Genomic DNA, 18,948 nt, shown 5'->3' on the forward strand with positions numbered 1-18,948 from the left:
CCGCGGAAAAGTTGGTGGACAGGGTAGGGTTCGAACCTACGTAGGAGAAACTCCGGCAGATTTACAGTCTGCTGCCTTTAACCACTCGGCCACCTGTCCCCAGGTGCTCACCCTTGCGGGCGGACGCTCCGAAAAGCGAGGCGTGCCAATGCCGACCGCATCGGCGCGTGTCAACGGCTATAGCGTCGCTTTCGCGATCAAATCGCGCAAGGCTTGCACGCAAGGCATCCGGCGCATACCCGTGGCGGCAGTATTCGCGCCCCAGTGGCTTTGTCGATCCGAAGGTTTTCGCAATGCAGTCTCTCCCCCTCCCCGCTCGCATTTTCGGTGGGAACGCCTGATGGCCGGCCGTCGCGGACATCGCCCGTCGCAAGCCCCTGCCGGGCGCCCGCGCTTCTGGGGACGCCACGCCGTCACCGCCGCGCTCGAGAACCCAGAGCGCGTCGTGCGGAAAATCTGGGCGACGCGCGAGGCGATCGCCAATATCGATTTCGATCCCGCGATTCCGATCGTCTATGCGCAGGTCACCGACCTCGCACGGCTCGTGCCGGGCGACGCGCCGCACCAGGGGCTGGTGATCGAGGTCGATCCGCTCGAGGATATCTGGCTCGCCGACCTGCTCCAGCAGGGCGAGGGCGATCAGCGCCCGTTGCTGATCCTCGACGGCGTGACCGATCCGCATAACGTCGGCGCGATCCTGCGTTCGGCGGCGGCGTTCGATGCGCTCGGCATCGTCACGCCCGATCGCAACGCGCCGCCCGAATCGGGCACGATCGCGCGCTCGGCCTCGGGTGCGCTCGAGCTCGTGCCGTGGGTGCGCGTCACAAACCTGGCGCGCGCGCTCGAAGAGATTGCCGAGGCCGGCTTCTGGCGGATCGGCCTTACCGGCGATTCGAACCAGACGCTTGGCAAGGCGATGGGGACGCAGCGCGTCGCGCTCGTGCTCGGTGCCGAGGGCGAAGGCATGCGGCAGAACACCGCGGCGCATTGCGACGAGCTCGCCAAGCTGCCGATCTCGGACAAGATCGAGAGCCTCAACGTGTCGAATGCGGCCGCGATCGCGCTGTACGCGGTGGCGACGCGGTAACGGGGAACGACGATCTTTACCGTCACCCTCGCGAAAGCGAGGGTCCCGCTTCTTCTTCCGGCGTCAGGGCCAGGCAGCGGGATCCCCGCTTTCGCGGGGATGACGGGGGGAGTGTTTAGTCTTCCGCGGCGATCGTGACCTTCAGCCCGTCGAGCGCGTCGGTCATCGGCAGCTGGCACGACAGGCGCGAGGTCGCGGTGCGATCGGCCGACGAATCGAGCAGATCGTTCTCGTCTTCGCTCATCTTCGGAAGTTTGTCCGCAAACTCCGGGTCGACATGGACGTGGCACGTCGCGCACGAGCAGCAGCCGCCGCACAGCGCGAGAATCTCGTCGATCCCCGCGTCGCGGATCACTTCCATCACCGACAGGCCTGCCTCGCCCTCGATTTCGCGCTCTTCACCCTCACGGGTCACGACGATAAGCTTGGGCATATACGGTCCTTTACGATAGCGAATTTCCACCGCCATGCCGCCAGACGCGGCGCCGATCAAGGGATCACCGCATGGGCCTGAGCGCCGACCAGCTGAAGACCGCCATGGATGCGCTGGCGGAGCGCGAGCCCGCCTTCGCCGCGGGGCTCGCCCGGGTCGGCTACCCCGAACCGAGGATCAGCGCGCGCGGCTATGCGACCTTGCTGCGCACCATCATCGGCCAGCAGGTCAGCACCAAGGCGGCGCAGTCGGTGTGGCACAAGCTCGAGGGGATCGTCGGCGATCTCACCGATCCCGCCAACGTCACCAACGCGAGCGACGAGCAATTGCGCGAGGCCGGCCTGTCGCGGCAGAAGGCTGGCTATGCGCGCAGCCTCTCGGCGCTGGTGACGAGCGGCGAGCTCGACCTGGTCAACCTGCCCGCCGATGACGAGGAAGCGATCGCCAAGCTCGTCGCGGTCAAGGGGATCGGGCGCTGGTCGGCCGAGATCTATCTCCTGTTCGCCGAGGGGCGGCTCGACATCTGGCCGGCGGGCGATCTGGCGGTGCAGATCGAGGTCGGGCGCCTGCTCGGCCTGGAGGCGCGGCCGAGCGAGAAGCTGACGCGCGACCTGGCCGAAGCGTGGCGGCCGCACCGCGGCGCGGCGGCGATCTTTGCCTGGTTTCACTACCAGAGCGACATGAAGGTGATTTGATGGCCAAAGCAGACCGCCTCGCCCGGATGGACGAGCGCCGACTCGAGACCGAGACCGAATATCACGCGCTGCTGCTGAGCGCGTTGCAGCAGACGGCGGCCGGGCAGCTGAAGCTGTTCGGGCACGGCAGGGACAAGGCACAGCTCGCAAAGGCTGCGCCGGTCGTCGCCGAGCTGACCGAACTCGGCGAAACGATCGACGCATTGCGCGACCAATTGCAGATCGAGCCGTTCGCGCTGCATGCGCGCTTCCTTGCGTCGCGCGGTGCGGTCAGCGCACATGCGGTCGGCGAACCGAAACAGGCGCAGGCCTGGCTGGATCAGTGGACGGAGACTCCCGCATGAGCGGCAGATGGAAATTGGGCATCATCGGCGGATCGGGCCTCTACGCGATCGATGCCTTGGAGAACCCCGAGTGGCGCCGCGTCGATACGCCGTGGGGGGCGCCGTCGGACGAATTGCTGTTCGGATCGATCGGCGATGTCGAGCTCGTCTTCCTGCCGCGCCACGGGCGCGGGCATCGGATCAGCCCGTCCGAGCTCAACTTCCGCGCCAATGTCGATGCGCTCAAGCGCAGCGGCTGCACCGATCTGGTCGCGATCTCGTCGATCGGATCGCTCCGCGAGGAATTGCCGCCGGGGCATTTCGTCGTGGTCGATCAGTTCATCGACCGGACGGTCGCGCGCGAATCGAGCTTTTTCGGCACCGGCATGGTGGCGCATGTCTCAATGGCCGAACCCGTCTGCCCGCGCCTCTCGGCCTTCGCTGCCGAAGCGGTCCATGCCGCGGGCGGGACGGTCGCCAAGGGCGCGACCTATCTCGCGATGGAGGGGCCGCAATTCTCGAGCCGCGCCGAGAGCCTGCTGTACCGCCATTGGGGCGCCGACGTGATCGGCATGACCGCGATGCCCGAGGCCAAGCTCGCGCGTGAGGCCGAGCTGCCCTACGCGCTGATCGGGATGGTGACCGATTACGATTGCTGGCGCGAGGAAGCCGCCTTCGTCGAGGTCCACGAGGTGATCAAGCAGATGGGCGCAAACGGCGCGATCGCGCGCAAAGCCGTCGAAGCGCTGGTCGCGGCGCTGCCGGCCGAGCGCACGCCCTCGCCGCTCGACACTGTGCTCGACTATGCGCTGATCACCGCACCCGAGGCGCGCGATCCGGCGGTGCTGGCGAAGCTCGATGCTGTGGCCGGCCGGGTGCTGGGGTAGCGCTGCTATGCAACCGTCACCCCGGGCTTGTCCCGGGGTCCACCGTGATACGCGTATTTCGCCCGCAGCATGTGCGGCACGGTGGGCCCCGGGACGAGCCCGGGGTGCCGGTGGGGGGTAGGTGAGCGCCCTGCTACACTAAGGCGACGACGCGCTCGGCCTCTTCGAGATGCAGGCGCTCGACCATCTCGCCATCGACGCGGATCGCGCCCTTGTCGGCATTCTCGGGCAGCGCGAACGCCGCGATCACCGCTTGCGCCCACGCCACGCGCGCATCCGACGGCGCAAAGGCGCGATTGGCGGGCGCGATCTGCGCGGGATGGATCAGCGTCTTGCCGTCGAAGCCGAACGCCGCCCCCTGCCCGCATTCCGCCGCCAGCTCGGGCGTATCGGCGAGCACGTTCGACACGCCGTCGAGCGCGATCAGCCCGTACGCGCGCGCCGCGGTGACGATCGCGGTCAGGTGCGGCAGCAACGGCACGCGATCCGCCCCGGGCGTGCAGCGCATCTCCTTAGCGAGGTCGTTCGTCCCCGCGACGAGGCAGGCGAGCCCAGGCTCAGTTGCGATCGCGGGCAGCGCCAGCATCGCCGCGCACGTCTCGATCATCGCCCAGAGCGGCACCGCGCCGAGCTGTGCGCGCGCCAAGGTCAGGTCGCCCGGCGCAGAAACCTTGGGCAGCAACACCGCGTCGAACCCGGCATCGGCCGCTGCTGCGAGATCGGCCTCGCCCCATTCGGTGTCGAGCCCGTTGACGCGCAGCACCAGCAAGCGCGATCCGAATCCGCCTTCAGCCGCCGCGACGATCGCCTGATCGCGCGCCGCGGCCTTCTGCTCGGGCGCGATCGAATCCTCGAGATCGAGGATCACCGCATCGCAGTCGAGCCCGCGCGCCTTGACGATCGCCCGCATGTTCGATGCGGGCATGAACAAGGCGCTGCGGATCGCCCTCACGGAGTCGGCGCCGCGGCCGCGCGCCGCACCGGCGCGGGGGCGTCTTCCCAGCCGCCGCCGAGCGCCTTGAACAGGCTGATCTGCGCGTCCGATACCGCCGCATCGGATTGCGCCAGCGCCGCGCGCGCACTCGCCCGGTCGCGCTCGGCATCGATCAGCAGCAGGAAGCTGTCGGCGCCGTAATCGAAACGCAGTTGCGAGAGCTTGGCGGCCGCACTGCTCGACGCCTCGGCGCGACGCAGCGCCGCATTTCGGTCGAGCGCACCGGCATAGCGCGCGAGCGCCTGCTCGACTTCCTGTAACGCGGTCAGCACACGGCCGTCGAAGGTCGCGAGACTGGCATCGGCCCCGGCGCGTGCCTGGCGGATCCGCGCGCGCACGATCGTCTGGTTGGGGAAGCTCCACGAGATCAGCGGGCCGGCCGAATAGGTCACCGCGCTGCTCTTGAGCAGCTGGCTGCCGCGCTGCGCATTGAGCCCGATCGAACCGAGCAACTGGATCTTGGGATACAGATCGGCGACGGCGATGCCGATCCGCGCGGTATCGGCGGCGAGCGTGCGCTCGGCGGCGCGAACGTCGGGACGCCGCGCGATCAGCGCCGCACCGTCGCCGACCGGCAGCACTTCGGCGATCCGCGGCGGCGCTTTGCAAGCGTCGGCGGCGGCATCGACCTGCTCGGGCGGCAGGCCGGTCAGCACTGCGAGCGCATAGAGCGACGCGCGACGCTCGGCCTCGAAGCCGGGGATCGTCGCCTGGGTCTGTGCGAGCAGAACATCAGCGCGCTCGACATCGCGGCGCGTACCGCGGCCCGCATCGAACAGCGTGTTGGTCAGCGCGAAGGTGCGCTGCTGCAGCTGGACCGTCTCGAGCGCGACCGAACGCTGGGCGGCATTGCCGCACGCGGTCGCATAGGCGCGCGTGGTCTCGGCCGCGACCGAGACGCGCGCGGCATCGAGTTGCGCCTGCGCCGCCTCGACATCGCCGCGCGCCGCTTCGATCGCGCGCGTGATGCCGCCGAACAGATCGACTTCATACGACGCGTCGAAGCCGAGCTTGAAGCTGTTGTATTCGAACGTCTGTTGCGTCGACGTGCCGGTCGTCCCACCCGTCAAAGCGCCGGCGCCGACGCTCGCGAGATTGGCCTGCCCGCGCGTATATTGCGCGCTCGGCCCCGTCGTCGGGAGGCGCGCACCACGCTGCTCGTCGAGCACCGCCCGCGCCCGCGCGAGATTGCCCGCCGCGACGCGCACGTCGGTATTGTGCGCCAGCGCATCGGTGACGAGCCGATCGACGACCGGATCGTTGTACAGCCGCCACCAATGATCGGGCAGCGGGGTCGGCGTGATCGCCGCGCTCTTGCCCGCTTCGGCAAAGCTGCCGCCGACGGCTGGAACCGGGGTCGTCGGCTTGGTGTAATTCGGCCCCACGACGCACGCCGACAGAGCGAGTGCGGGGAGGACGGTCAGGATGCGCTTCATGCCGGCGTCTCCTCGGGCGCGGGGACGTGCTTTGGCGGCTTGTCCTTCTTGCGCGGCATCTTCGACGACACCCAATCGCCGAGCGATCGACTGATCACGTAGAAAGCAGGCGTGAACAGCAGGCCGAAGGTCGTCACGCCGATCATCCCGAAGAACACCGCGACGCCGAGCGCACGGCGCATCTCGGCGCCCGGCCCCGTCCCGATCACCAGCGGCAACACGCCGAGAATGAACGCGATCGAGGTCATCACGATCGGGCGCAGACGCTGTTCGGCAGCGTGGATCGCGGCCTGGTGCATCTCCATCCCCGCATCCTCGTTCTGCCGCGCGAATTCGACGATCAGGATCGCGTTCTTCGCCGCCAGGCCGATCAGCACGACGAGGCCGATCTGCGTCAGGATGTTGTTGTCCCCGCCGAACAGATTCACCCCGACGATCGCGGCGAGCAGGCACATAGGGACGATCAGGATCACCGCGAGCGGCAACACCAGGCTTTCGTAATTCGCCGCGAGCAGCAGGAACACGAACAGCACGGCGAGCCCGAACACCAGCGTCGCGGTATTCCCCGCCTGCTGCTGCTGGAAGGCAAGCTCGGTCCATTCGAACGCCATGCCCTTCGGCAAGGTCTCGCCCGCCAGCTTCGCCATCGTCTGGAGCGACTGGCCCGACGAATAGCCGATCGCGGTGTCGCCCTGCAGCTCGGCCGAAGGATAAAGGTTGTAGCGCACGACGCGATACGGCCCGCTGTCGTTCTTGAGCGTCATCACCGAATCGAGCGGCACCATATTGCCCGCCGCCGAACGCGTCTTGAGATGTCCGACGTCGGAGGTCTGGTCACGATACGGCGCGTCGGCCTGCGCCGTCACGCGATAGGTGCGCCCGAGATAGTTGAAGTCGTTGACATAGGTGCCGCCGAGATAGGTGCCGAGCGTCGAGAAGACGTTCGCGGTCGGCACGCCGAGCTGTTCGGCGCGTTCGCGGTCGATATCCGCCGACAGACGCGGGGTGCGCGTGTTGAAGGTGGTGAAGGTGCTGACCAGACCTGGGGTCTGGTTGGCTTTCATCATCATCGCAAAGGCCGCGCCCTCGAGCGCCTTGTAGCCGAGGTTAGACCGGTCCTCGATCAGCATCTTGAAACCGCCGCCGGTGCCGATCCCGCGGACGGGGGGCGGCGGCACGATCAGCAGATTGCCGCCATGGACCGCGCTCAGCGCGCCGCGCATCTGGTTGGCGATCTCGTCGGCGGTCTTGCGGTCGCCGAACGGCTTCAAGGTAATGAACATCGCGCCCGCATTCGGCGCGGTCGAGAAGGTCGCACCGTCGAGACCGGCAAACGCGACCGTCGCGAGCGTCGACGGATTCTTCAGCGCGATCTTGGTCGCCTGCTCCATCACCTCGGACGTGCGCTGCAGCGACGAGCCCGGCGGCAATTGGATCACCGCGATCAGATAGCCCTGATCCTGCGCCGGAATGAAGCCCGAAGGTGTGGCATAGAGCCGCCACCCGGCCAGCCCGATCAGACAGGCATAGACGATCCCGACCAGCGCCAAGGCACGCACCGCGCGCGCGGTGAACTTGCCGAAGCGGCTGCTGACCTTGTCGAACCCACGGTTGAAACCGCGCGCAAAGCGCGTCGGCCAGCCGAGCACGCCGGCGCGCGGCTCGGCATCATGCTTGGGCTTGAGCAGCAAGGCAGCGAGCGCAGGCGAGAGCGTCAGCGAGACGAACGCCGAGATCACCGCCGCCGACACGATCGTCAGCGCGAACTGCTGATAGAACTGCCCCGAAATGCCCGGGATGAAGCTCGTCGGGATGAACACCCCGCACAGCACGAGCGAGATCGCGATCAGCGCGCCCGACACTTCGTCCATCGTCTCATGCGCGGCTTCGCGCGGGCTGAGGCCCTTTTCCTCCATCAAGCGCTCGATATTCTCGACCACGACGATCGCATCGTCGACGACGATCCCGACCGCGAGGATCAGCCCGAACAGCGAGAGATTGTTGAGGCTGAAACCGAACACCGCGAGCATCGCGAGCGACCCGACGAGCGACACCGGCACCGCGATCAGCGGAACGATCGTCGCGCGCCAGCTCTGCAGGAACAGCAGCACGACCAGAGCGACCAGCACGATCGCCTCGACCAGCGTGTGGTACACCGCCTCGATCGACGCCTCGATATATTCGGTCGGGTTGTACGGGATCTGATATTGCAGCCCGGGCGGGAAGCTCTTCGCCGCCTCGGCAATATCCGCCTTGACCGCATCGGCGGTGGTCAGCGCGTTCGATCCCGGAAGCTGGGTGATGGCGAGACCGATCATCGGCTTGCCACTGAGCACCGCGTTGATCCCGTAATCCTGAGCGCCGAGTTCGACCCGCGCAACGTCGCGCAGCCGCGTGAGGCGCCCCTCGGTGTCACGCTTGACGATGATCTGGCCGAATTCGTCGGGACTCGTCAGGCGGCCCTTGGTCTGGATGCCGAGCTGGAACGCCGTGCCGCCCTGGTTGAACGGCGGCGCACCGACCGAGCCGACCGCGACCTGCGCGTTCTGCGCGCGGATCGCCGCGACGATCTCGTCGGTCGTCAGGTTGCGCGAGGCGGCGAGATCGGGGTTGATCCACACGCGCATATTGTAGTCGCGGCCACCAAAGGCGCGCACGCCACCGACGCCGGGAATACGCGCCATGCGGTCGATCAGCTGCGTCGTCGCATAGTTGGAGACATATTGCTGCGACAGCGAGCCATCGGGCGAGGTCAGCGCGATCACCATCAGGATATCGGGCGAGTTCTTCGCCACCGTCACACCGACACGGCGAACATCGTCGGGCAGGCGCGGCTCGGCGGTCGAGACGCGGTTCTGCACCAGGACCTGCGCCTGATCGACGTTGACGCCCTGCTTGAAGGTCACGGTGATCGACAATGCGCCATCGCCGGTCGACGATGACGACATGTAGATCATGTTCTCGACGCCATTGATCGATTCCTCGAGCGGCGCGGCGACGGTTTCGGCGAGCGTTTCGGCGTTCGCGCCGGGATAGGTCGCGGTCACGACGACGGTCGGTGGCGCGATCTCGGGATATTGCGCGACCGGCAGGCCGGGATAGGCGACGATCCCGAACACGACGATCAGGATCGACAGCACCGCCGCGAAGATCGGCCGCTCGATGAAGAAATGGGGGAATTTCACGGGCGCTTACTTCGCGGTCGCATCGGATGCGGGGGGCGCGGTGTCGGGCTGGCTGGTCGGCGCGGTGTTGGCCGCGCGCGGCTTCATCGTGGTCAGCACCGCCTTGACCGGCATTCCCGGCTGGAGCGTGGTGATGCCCTCGATCACGACATGCTCGCCGGCTGCTAGGCCGGTCTTGATGACGCGCAGGCCCTCGACCTGCGGGCCGGTTTCGACCGGGCGCTGGATCGCCTTGCCGTCCTTGCCGACGACATAGACGAGCTTGCGCGTCTGGTCGGTGACGACCGCTTCGTCGGGGACGAGCATCGCATGATAGGTGCCCGAGCCGAGCAGCCGCGCACGCCCGAACAGGCCGGGGGTGAGGAAGCCGTCGGGATTGGAGATCACCGCGTGCGCGCGGATCGTCCCCGAATTGGGATCGACCGCATTGTCGACGAATTCCATCCGGCCATGCCAGCGATAGCCGGTCTCGTCGGCAAGCTGGACCTCGACCGGGTTTGGCGTGTTGCGCGACGAGCCACGCTCCCCCGCCTTCGCCTGGCGGAGATACTTGAGGTAGAAACTCTCGGCGCCGTCGAACGAGAACCAGATCGGGTCGGTCGAGACGACGCGCGTCAGCACTGTGGTCGCGTCGGTCGCGTAATTGCCCTTGCTGACGCGGCGATCGGAGACGATCCCGGTGATCGGCGAGCGGACCGTGGTGAAGCCGAGATTGAGCTGCGCGGTGGTGACATTGGCATTGCCCGCGCCGAGATCGGCCTGTGCGCTGCGGACGTTGGCGAGCTTGGTCTCATATTCCTCGCGGCTGATCGCCTGCGCGGCGAGCAGCTTGTCGGCACGCGCGAGCTCGGAGCGCGCATTGGTCAGCGCAGCCTGCGACTTGGCGACCTGCGCGCGCGCCTGGGCGAGCGCGGCCGCATAGGGGCGCGGATCGATCGTGAACAAAGCCTCGCCCGCGCGCACACGCTGGCCGTTGGCAAACAGCACCTTGTCGATCGTGCCCGACACCCGTGGGCGCAGTTCGACGTCCTGGATCGCCTCGAAACGGCCGACATATTCGTCCCAATCGACGATATCGCGCTGCAGCGGGAGCGCGACGGTAACCTGGGGTGCGGGGGGCGGCGGCGGCGCGCTCTTCGAACACGCGGCAAGCGCCGCGAGACTGGCAACCGCCAAGAGCGAGCGAACCGAGCTCGTTAGCTTCATCATCTACGTCTATCCCCAAGACCTGGTCGTCACCAATCCACCCTCGTCCAGGTGATCCGCTCTCGGGGGCGGATTCACGGCCATCGCCCCTTAAGTGCGACGGCAAATGCTGCAATGCAAGCGGCCAGCAAGAAACGCTTGGTTTCCCTACCGCCACGAACGGGCAATAAATGTAGCAATCGGACTGTGCCGATCGCTGGCACCGCCGGGCTATGGTGCGATCGCTACACCATTCTTCATCACCCAGGCAACGTGTCGGACCGAATCGATCGTGCTGGTCGGATCGCCCTTAACGGCGACCAGGTCGGCGAGGAGCCCGACCCGCACCGTGCCCCGATCGCTGAGGTGAAAGGCGCGCGCATTGCCCGATGTCGCGGCGATCAGCACCTGCGCCGCGGGCATTCCCGCCGCGGCCATCAACACCATTTCGCGCGCATTTTCGCCGTGTGCGAAGACGCCGACATCGCCGCCCATACAGATAGGCACGCCCGCGGCACGCGCCAGCGCGAACGCTGCGCGGCTCTGCGCGACCGCCTCGGGCACCGGATCGCCGCCGTTCCAGCCGCGATAGCGCGCGACCGCATCGGACGCGGCGAGTGTCGGGCACAAGGCGATATGCTGCGCGGCCATCGCGCGGAAGATTTCGGGCGTGCCGCCATAGCCATGCTCGATCGTGTCGGCGCCAGCGGCGATCGCGCGGCGCATCCCCTCGGGGGTGGCGGTGTGGACCGCGACCGTCCGCCCGGCATCGTGCGCCGCCTCGACCGCGGCCTTCATTTCGGCGGTGGAGAAGGTCGGGCGGCTCGGCTCGCCCGGACCCCAGCGATAATCGCCATAGAGTTTTACGACATCAGCGCCCGCCGCGATCTGCGAGCGAACGACCCGCACGACCTCGTCGACGCCGCTCGCTTCCTCCGCGCCTTGCGGGATGACGAGACCGGGCTCAAAACCCTTGGGGCCATAAGCGCCGCGCGCGACGATCGCGCGCGTCGCGACGATCATCCGCGGCCCCGGCACGATCCCCTTCGCGATCGCCTCGCGTAAGCCCACATCGGCATAGCCCGCGCCCTCGGTGCCGAGGTCGCGCTCGGTGGTGAACCCCGCGCGCAGCGTCGCGGCAGCCTGCGCGACCGCGCGCGCGGTGCGCAACGCGAGCGGCTCGTGGAGCACCTGATCGTCCCAGCTCGTCTCGTTATAGGGGTGGAGGAAGAGGTGGCCGTGCCCCTCGATCATCCCGGGCATCAGCGTATCGCCGGGCAAGTCGATCGTCGCGGTCCCCGCCGGCACAGCGAGCGCAGGGCCGACCGCTGTAATCCGATCCCCGGTGACGAGCACCTGCCAGCCGGGATGCGCGACCGGCTCGACCCCATCGAACACCGCCGCCGGGCGCAACAAGGTCGTGCGCGGTGCCGCCGGTTCGGGCGCGGCGGCGCCGAGCATGAGCGGGACGAGCAGGATTGCAGCGATCACGCATTTCATCGGTCGGCTCCACGATCATTGTCGCCACGAGCGATGCCCGATAGCGTCGCGTCATGGATAGACTCACCCGCCGCCCGCGCAACCTGTTCGCTTTGGCGGCGCTGCTCGCGCCCTTGCTCACGGTCGCCGCCGCCCCCGCTCCTGACGAGCAGACGCGCTGGCGCGCCGAAGCAGCGCGCGTCACGATCACCCGCGACACCTGGGGGATCGCGCATGTCGTCGGGCGCAGCGACGCCGATGCGGTGTTCGGCGCGATCTATGCGCAGGCCGAGGACGATTTCAGCCGGATCGAGGCGAATTATCTGACGGCGCTGGGGCGCACCGCCGAGGCCGAAGGGGAAGGCGCGATCTGGACCGATCTGCGCCAGCGGTTGTATGTCGATCCGGTCGAACTGCAGGCGCAGTATCGCGCAAGCCCGGCCTATCTTAAGGCGCTGATGACCGCCTGGGCCGACGGGCTGAACTATTATCTGGCGACGCACCCGCAGGTCCGCCCCAAGGTGCTCACGCGGTTCGAGCCGTGGATGGCGCTGTCCTTTACCGAGGGCAGCATCGGCGGCGATATAGAGCGGATTTCGCTGTCCGACCTCGCCGCTTTCTACGGCGGTCGGCCGATCACGATCGCGTCGGAGGACACAGGCCCCCTCCCCCGCGAACCGCGCGGATCGAACGGCATCGCGATTGCACCGAAGAACACCGTCGGTGGCCATGCGCTACTGCTGATCAACCCGCACACCAGCTTCTACTTCCGCTCCGAACTGCAGATGACGAGCGGCGAGGGACTGAACGCCTATGGCGCGTCGACCTGGGGGCAGTTCTTCATCTACCAGGGCTTCAACGAGCAAGCCGGATGGATGCACACGTCCTCGGGCGTCGACAATGTCGACAGCTTTGCCGAGGAGATGGGCCGTTCGGGCAAAACCGCCTCGTATCGCTACGGCAAGACGATGCGTCCGCTGCGAAGCTCGGTCGTGACCCTCTCGTTCCGCAAGCCCGACGGCACGATGGCCGCGCGGAGCTTCACGACCTTCGCCTCGCATCACGGCCCGATCGTCGCCGACCGCGGCGGCAAATGGATCGCGCAGAGCCTGATGTGGAAACCCGTCCCCGCGCTCGAACAAAGCTGGCTGCGCACCAAGGCGCACGATCTCGCGAGCTACATGAAGGTCGCCGAGCGCAAGGCGAACTCTTCGAACGACACGCTGTTCGCCGACGCCAAGGGCGAGATCGCCTATCTCCACCCGCAATTCGTGCCCGTCCGCAACGACCGCTTCGACTATACCAAGCCGGTCGACGGCGCCGATCCCGCGACCGACTGGAACGGGCTGCACACCGTCGCGAGCCTCCCCAACGCGATCAACCCGACCGTCGGCTGGGCGCGCAACACCAATGACTGGCCGTGGAGCGCCGCCGGGCCGGACAGCCCCAAGGCGAAGGACTATCCGCGCTACATGGACAGCGTCGGCGAGAACCAGCGCGGCGTCCATGCCGACCTGCTGCTCAAGGACCGGCACGACTTCACCCCCGAACGGCTGATCGCGGCGGCGTATGACAGCTATATGCCCGCCTTCGCGACGCTGATTCCGCCCTTGGTGAAGGCGTATGACGCGCTCCCCGCAAGCGACCCGCGTCGGGCTAAACTCGCCGCGCCGATCGCGATGCTCCGCGGCTGGGACAGTCGCTGGGGCACCGAGTCGGTCGCAACCACGCTCGGCGTGCTCTGGGCCGGACAGATGTGGCGCGAGGTCGGCAGCTTCGTCCAGGCCGAGCAGATCAACGTGCCGCGCTACATCGCGACGCGCGTCTCCGACAGCGCCAAGCTCGATGCGCTCGGCGCAGCGGTCGAACAACTGACGCGCGATTTCGGCGACTGGCGTGTCGGCTGGGGGCGGATCAACCGCTTCCAGCGGCTCGACGATGCGATCGCCCCGCATTTCGACGATGCCCGCCCAAGCATCCCCGTCCCCTTCGCCTCGGCGCAATGGGGCAGCCTCGCCTCGTTCGGCGCGAAATTCTATCCCAATACGACCAAGCTCTACGGATCGAGCGGCAACAGCTTCGTCGCGGTGGTCGAGTTCGGCCCCAGGCTGCGCGCCTGGGCCGTCACCGCGGGCGGGGAAAGCGGTGATCCCGCCTCGCCGCACTTCGGCGACCAGGCGACGCACTACGCGAGCGGCGCCTTGCGTCCGGTCTATTTCTATCCCGACGATCTCGCCGCCCATGTCGAACGGCGCTATCGGCCGGGCGAACGCTGAACTCGCTACCAGGCGACCGACACGCCCAGGCGCACGTTGCGCGGCCGCAGCGGCGTCGTCTGCTGGCGCGAGGCGAGGATCAGCGGATTGCCGAGCGAAAAGCGATTCGCCGTCGCGTTCGCGAGGTTGTCCGCAGCCAGCGTCACGTCGAACTTGCGCCAATGCCACGCGACCTGCGCATCGAGCACGGCATAATTCCCCTGGCTGACGTCGAGAAAATCCCCCGTTCCCAGCACCGACCGCCCGACATAGCGGCCCGACGTCCCGACACTCAGCGTCGAGGCGTCCCGCAGCATCCAGTGATAGCTCAGCCCGGCATTCCCCGCGAACGCCGGGGTTTCGGGCAAGCGCCGATTGGCCTTGGTGGAGGATTGCGCGAGCGGTCCGTCGACGACGTTGTGCGTATAGAGAAAGGCGAAATTGGCGTGCAGCCCGGGCACCGGCACCCAATCGCCGGTCGCCTCGAGCCCGATGATATCGGCATTGCCGATATTGGCGGTGTAGGGCTGGCCACGCCGCGTATAGAGATCCGCCTGAATGTCGCGCCAGCGCGCGTAGGAGGCTGCCACCGTCAGCTCGAGCCCAATCGCACCGGTGCGCTGCTTGCGCAGGCCGGCTTCGATCACCGAGATCGAATCCGAGCCGAAATCCTGCACGCGCCCGACACCGCTCGCCACTGCGAGCCCGCCGGTGCGATATCCCGACTGCAGCCGCGCGAACAGCGCCAGGCGCGGTCCCACCAGCCATGACGCGGCGAGCGTCGGATCGACGCGCCGGGTCGCGCGCCCCTTGACGAAACTGTTGCTGCGCGGCGTGACCGACGGCTCGCCATCGGTGCGCGCGCTGGTCACGCGCGCGCCGCCGGTCAGCGTCAGCCGCTCTGTGACCGGCCAGTTCGCCTCGCCGAACACCGAGAGACTGTCGGTACGGTTGCTCACGCCGATGATGTCGCGCGGCTGGTCGGGAACGCCGAACGTACGCGCCTGGACGTCGCGATCCTCGAGAAAGGCGATCCCGACCAGCCATCCGATCTTGTCGGGCACCGCGCGCGACAGGCGCGTTTCCTGGACGAACAATTTGTCGCTCTGCTCGGTGGTATAAACGGTGGGCCCGGTCGCGCCGATCGCACGCGAGGCGTCGAACGTGTCGAACGTGCGCAGATCGACATAGCCCGTCGCCGAGACCAGATCGAGCCCGCTGTCCCAATGCTTGCGCACCACGCCGCGCGCGAGCTTGATATGGCTGCTATACGGCTGCGCGAGCACCGAACGACGCTCGAGCGGGCCGCTCATCGTCTCGGCATATTGCGCATCGGTCGCGTCGATCTTCTGCCCGAGCGCACCGATTTCGATGCTCCAGCCGTCGCCCGGCGCGATCAGCAGGCTGGCGCGCCCGCCGAGCCGGTCGGTCCGATTGATATTGCCGAGCCCGCGCATCGAATCGGTGAGGTAACCTCCGTCACGCTCGCGATAGCCGACGACGCGCAGCCCGACGCGATCGGTGAGGATCGGCAGGTTGATCATCCCGGCCGCGTCAAAGCCCGCCTCGCCGCCCTGCGTCGCGGTGACGCCGCCGCTGAGCGAGGCATGCACCTTGGCGAGATCGGTCGGGTTGGGCTCGAGATGGATAATCCCGCCGATCGCGCCCGATCCGTACAGCGTCCCCTGCGGCCCCTCGAGCACCTCGACGCTCTTCATGTCGTAGAGATTGAGGCTCGGCTCGGGGCCGGCAAAGCCCAACGGGACTTCGTCGAAATAGAGGCTCGCGGTGGATTGCGTCGGGCCGTTGAAGCTGCTGTCGGCGATCCCGCGAATGAAGATCTTGTTGCGCCCCTCGCCGAGCTCGGTGTTCTGCAGCACCGGCGTGTCGCGCGCGACATCGTCCATCGTCACCGATCGCGCCGCGAGCGAGCCCGGCGCGAACCCGCCGACCAGCAATGCGCTCCCGGGAAAGCGCAGCAAGGTCGATCCCTGCTTGCTCGCGGTGACGACGATGTCCGCGGTATCTCCGGGCGCATCGGCGCGCTTGTGCACCGGCGGGCGGGGTCGCGGCGCGATGGTCGCGACGGGCGCCCGCACGACGCGGTAGCTGCGCGCATCGATCGCGATCGCGCGATACCCCGTACCGTCGAGCAAGCGCCGCAACGCCTCGCGCGGCGCCATCCGCCCACGCACCGCGCGCGCGCGGACCCGCGAGAGGCCCGGCTCGGTGCTGATGATGTCGAATCCGCTTTGTTGGGCCAGCGCAGTCAGTGCGCGGTCGAGCGGTTCCGCCGCGATCGCGACCTGCACACCTTGCGCACGCGCACTTTCGGGAAGCAGGGTCGCTAGAGCAATCGCGAGCGGCGCAACGATGCGCAGAGCGTTATTGAGGCGAGATAAACCACCGCTCGCCATCGTGATGCCAGTCAGCCCCAACCAATGCGGCCAGATGCGGAACATCCCGCGCCGCCGTCCCCGTCAGGCGGACCATGCCGCTAAAGGGACGCTGCGACAAGCTCGAGTCGATCGAAAGCGTGACCCCGTCGATGCGCAGCACTGCGCTTGCGACGCGCCCAAACGGCTCGCCAGCAAAGGCGATCGCGCCGCTGCGCCACGCGCCGACTTTGGCGACGTCGATCTTCGACACGGTGATGCTGCCGACATCTTCCTGAACGCTCGCCGCCGCACCGGCGCGCAACGCGACCGCTTCGCGGTTCGGCTGGAGCAGCACCGATCCTTCGGCGACCTGCACATCGAGCCGCTTGCCGTCGCGCGCGACGTTGAACACGGTGCCGACATCCTGGACGACCTGCCCGCCAGACCGGACGGTGAACGGCGCGCCGGCGTCATGATGGACGTGGAAGGTCGCCTCGCCCGATTCGAGCGTGGCGATGCGCGAATTGGCGTGGTCGAGCAGCAGCCGGCTCGCGCCGTTGAGCTCGATCCGCGTGCCGTCGTTGAGCGCGATGTCCTGCCGCTGGCCGGGCTTGGTCTCGACCGTGTATGGCGAAGCGCTGCTCCCGCCGATGGGTACGAACATCAGCGTCAGGCTGGCCGCCGCCGCGACGGCGAGGCCGCCGCCTGCCCAGGCCCAAACCCGACGCGGCGCGCGCGCGGCAACGGGCTGATAGATCGGCGCCGCGAGCGGCTCGGCCGGATAGAGTTCGGGATGATCGCCCAGCAACGCCATGTCGAGCGCGACCGCATCGAAGGCGCGCGCATGTGCGGGATCTGCCTCGAGCCACGCCACGAAGGCATGCCACGCCTGATCGTCCATATCGGCCTGGCGTAGCTGCCAGTCGACGGCGCGATCGATGATGTGCGCTGCTTCAGCGGTCACGATTCGATTCCCCTTCGCTCGATAGACGATGTGGGTATTCGGAATCCGCCTCACTCGCGGCTTTATAGACTTGTATTTCTTTGACCGCCCTTCGCAACAGCTTTTCGACGCCGCTCAGCGTCATGCCGAGCCGCGCGGCAATCTCCTTTTGCGGCACGTCCTCGAGCCGATAGAGCCGCAGCGCGGTGCGCATCCGCTCGGGCATCGCCGCGAGCGCTCCCTCGAGCCGGGCGAGCCGCTCGCGGTCGAGCAGGCTGCGTTCGATCGTCGGCTGTTCGTCGGCGGCGGGCTGGACTTCGAGCCAGGCGGTATCGCGCGCACCCGCGCGGGTGGCGGCGATCCGCCGGTCGGCGGCATGGTTCGATGCCATGCGATAGAGATAGGCCGCGGGCTGCGCGACGGGTTGGCTGGTGGGAAGCTGGTCGAGCTTGATCCACATGTCCTGCAGCGCGTCTTCGGCATCTGCGCGATTGCCGAGCCGTGCGACGAGCAGCCGCAGCAGCATCGGCTGCTCCGCCAGAAACACGGCCTTGAGTCCGCTTTCGCTCACCGGATCGTCGGGGTGTGAACCATGCCGCAGCGTAGAGCGCCGAACGCGGTCGCCCGCAAGCCCCGTGACACGCAATTGCCCCGTAATGGCGCGAGCTTACGCCGCTTTCTGCAAGTCGGGCACGAAATCGCCCTCGGCGTGGAACTGCCGCTCGCGAATGCGGTCGCTCGACAGGCGCCGCGCGGCGAGGCGGCGAGCCAGGAACTGGTAGAAGAACCAGTCGCGCGCGGGCTTTGGCGTGGTGTGATAGAGAATCCGTTCACCGAGCGTCCAGCGGATCGATTCGCGGTCGCGCGGGCGCGGCGACGGGGTGCACCACAGGCCTTCGCCATAGGCCAGCCGCCCGAACTTCGCCATGCGGTGCATGATCTCGTGATCCTCGAGCACATAGCCCCAGCGCAGCGCATCGAACTGGCCGGCGCGGCGCAGCACGTCGGTGCGGAACACCTGCCCCGCCCCACCGGTATGGCATTGCGCCGGGAGCAACCGCGCCGCGCGCGCCATCCGCTTGGCGGCCTGGACATGGTCGTCCTCGGTCGCGTTCGGCGTGACGAAATAGGCGCCGCCCGCGACCGCGCCCGTATCGAGCAGCCGCTCGGCCTGGCGCAGATAATCGGTCGGATAGAGCGTATCGGCATCGCACGTCGCGACGAAGCGCGTGCGCGTGCGCTGGACGCCGGTCTGGAGCGCGTTGACCTTGCCCGGACGCCGCTCGACGAGCAGCGTGAAGGCGAGCCCGAGCCGGCGACACGTCGCCGCCGCGACCGCGCCGCTCCCGTCGGTCGAGCCGTTGTCGACGAGGATCAGCTCGAACGGCACGTCCTGCGCGGCGAGGCTGGCGAGCGTGCCATCGAGGAAATCACGCTCATTGAAGAACGGGATCAGCACGCTCCAGCGCGGCAACGCGGTCGCGGCCGGGTGCTTTCCCGGAGCTTCCCACTCGGGATAGTATTGCGATTCGAGCAGCATGGCCGTTTCCTGTGGGCGTCGGTCAGACGGACTTAGAAAAAAGCGGAGAGAGCGCGGATCGCCGGAATGGCCCGCGCTCGGTTTGCGATGGTGCGGCCGCCCCCCGGCCAACCGCACGCGATGCCGGA

At 67.8% G+C, this 18,948-nt stretch carries 15 protein-coding genes and 1 tRNA gene; 5 read left to right on the top strand and 11 right to left on the bottom strand.

Translation table 11 applies throughout. The annotated features are described in order from the left end of the window. Positions 1 to 12: 12 nt before the first annotated feature. Positions 13 to 99, bottom strand: a tRNA-Tyr gene (locus EAH76_RS17615). Between the two features lie 241 nt (positions 100 to 340). On the opposite strand from EAH76_RS17615, the gene rlmB reads away from it, so the two are divergent. Then, positions 341 to 1,087 (top strand): 23S rRNA (guanosine(2251)-2'-O)-methyltransferase RlmB, encoded by a 747-nt coding sequence (rlmB, locus tag EAH76_RS17620; RefSeq protein ID WP_161989083.1) that lies wholly within the window; start codon positions 341 to 343, stop codon positions 1,085 to 1,087. Between the two features lie 115 nt (positions 1,088 to 1,202). Here rlmB and EAH76_RS17630 read toward each other — a convergent pair whose 3' ends face one another. After that, the gene (locus tag EAH76_RS17630) at positions 1,203 to 1,520 is read right to left on the bottom strand and encodes a 2Fe-2S iron-sulfur cluster-binding protein (RefSeq protein WP_133186893.1); all 318 of its coding nucleotides are present in this window, start codon (positions 1,518 to 1,520) and stop codon (positions 1,203 to 1,205) included. 71 nt (positions 1,521 to 1,591) lie between these two features. Between EAH76_RS17630 and EAH76_RS17635 the strand changes: the two genes are divergently transcribed. The 3 genes from EAH76_RS17635 to EAH76_RS17645 are packed head-to-tail and all read left to right on the top strand — an operon-like array spanning position 1,592 to position 3,425. After that, positions 1,592 to 2,215, top strand: a complete 624-nt coding sequence (locus EAH76_RS17635) for a DNA-3-methyladenine glycosylase family protein (RefSeq protein WP_140851595.1) — start codon at positions 1,592 to 1,594, stop codon at positions 2,213 to 2,215. Then, entirely contained in the window at positions 2,215 to 2,559 is a 345-nt protein-coding gene (locus EAH76_RS17640) for a hypothetical protein (protein WP_140851596.1), read from the top strand. Before EAH76_RS17635 ends, EAH76_RS17640 begins: the two co-directional genes overlap by 1 nt. After that, positions 2,556 to 3,425 carry an S-methyl-5'-thioadenosine phosphorylase gene (locus tag EAH76_RS17645; RefSeq protein WP_140851597.1) on the top strand — a complete coding sequence of 290 codons (870 nt, stop codon included), beginning with the start codon at positions 2,556 to 2,558 and terminating at the stop codon, positions 3,423 to 3,425. Before EAH76_RS17640 ends, EAH76_RS17645 begins: the two co-directional genes overlap by 4 nt. Before the next feature lie 133 nt (positions 3,426 to 3,558). Here EAH76_RS17645 and EAH76_RS17650 read toward each other — a convergent pair whose 3' ends face one another. The 5 genes from EAH76_RS17650 to EAH76_RS17670 form a co-directional block, all read right to left on the bottom strand. Continuing rightward, positions 3,559 to 4,377: an HpcH/HpaI aldolase/citrate lyase family protein gene (locus EAH76_RS17650; protein ID WP_194151035.1), complete on the bottom strand. Its 819-nt coding sequence runs from the start codon at positions 4,375 to 4,377 to the stop codon at positions 3,559 to 3,561. Further along, positions 4,374 to 5,855 (bottom strand): efflux transporter outer membrane subunit, encoded by a 1,482-nt coding sequence (locus EAH76_RS17655; protein ID WP_140851598.1) that lies wholly within the window; start codon positions 5,853 to 5,855, stop codon positions 4,374 to 4,376. Before EAH76_RS17655 ends, EAH76_RS17650 begins: the two co-directional genes overlap by 4 nt. Next, entirely contained in the window at positions 5,852 to 9,040 is a 3,189-nt protein-coding gene (locus EAH76_RS17660; protein ID WP_140851599.1) for an efflux RND transporter permease subunit, read from the bottom strand. Before EAH76_RS17660 ends, EAH76_RS17655 begins: the two co-directional genes overlap by 4 nt. Before the next feature lie 6 nt (positions 9,041 to 9,046). Next, entirely contained in the window at positions 9,047 to 10,249 is a 1,203-nt protein-coding gene (locus tag EAH76_RS17665; RefSeq protein ID WP_140851600.1) for an efflux RND transporter periplasmic adaptor subunit, read from the bottom strand. 207 nt (positions 10,250 to 10,456) lie between these two features. Further along, on the bottom strand, positions 10,457 to 11,725 hold the full coding sequence (locus EAH76_RS17670; protein ID WP_140851601.1) for a metal-dependent hydrolase family protein: 1,269 nt from the start codon (positions 11,723 to 11,725) through the stop codon (positions 10,457 to 10,459). A gap of 53 nt (positions 11,726 to 11,778) precedes the next feature. Between EAH76_RS17670 and EAH76_RS17675 the strand changes: the two genes are divergently transcribed. Next, positions 11,779 to 13,980: a penicillin acylase family protein gene (locus tag EAH76_RS17675; RefSeq protein ID WP_140851602.1), complete on the top strand. Its 2,202-nt coding sequence runs from the start codon at positions 11,779 to 11,781 to the stop codon at positions 13,978 to 13,980. 5 nt (positions 13,981 to 13,985) lie between these two features. Here EAH76_RS17675 and EAH76_RS17680 read toward each other — a convergent pair whose 3' ends face one another. The 4 genes from EAH76_RS17680 to EAH76_RS17695 form a co-directional block, all read right to left on the bottom strand. Next, on the bottom strand, positions 13,986 to 16,421 hold the full coding sequence (locus EAH76_RS17680) for a TonB-dependent receptor domain-containing protein (RefSeq protein WP_241659771.1): 2,436 nt from the start codon (positions 16,419 to 16,421) through the stop codon (positions 13,986 to 13,988). Further along, positions 16,345 to 17,301, bottom strand: coding sequence for a FecR family protein (locus tag EAH76_RS17685; protein WP_140851603.1), 957 nt, complete (start codon positions 17,299 to 17,301; stop codon positions 16,345 to 16,347). The genes EAH76_RS17680 and EAH76_RS17685 overlap by 77 nt, the downstream gene beginning before the upstream one ends. Beyond that, complete coding sequence (locus tag EAH76_RS17690; RefSeq protein WP_140851604.1) at positions 17,291 to 17,851, bottom strand: RNA polymerase sigma factor; 561 nt, start codon at positions 17,849 to 17,851, stop codon at positions 17,291 to 17,293. The genes EAH76_RS17685 and EAH76_RS17690 overlap by 11 nt, the downstream gene beginning before the upstream one ends. A 96-nt stretch (positions 17,852 to 17,947) precedes the next feature. Then, a complete protein-coding gene (locus tag EAH76_RS17695) occupies positions 17,948 to 18,820 on the bottom strand; it encodes a glycosyltransferase (protein WP_194151036.1) in 873 nt (290 codons plus the stop codon). Positions 18,821 to 18,948 lie beyond the last annotated feature (128 nt).

It is taken from the genome of Sphingomonas glacialis, from assembly GCF_006439055.1.
Taxonomy (GTDB): Bacteria; Pseudomonadota; Alphaproteobacteria; order Sphingomonadales; family Sphingomonadaceae; genus Sphingomonas; species Sphingomonas glacialis_A.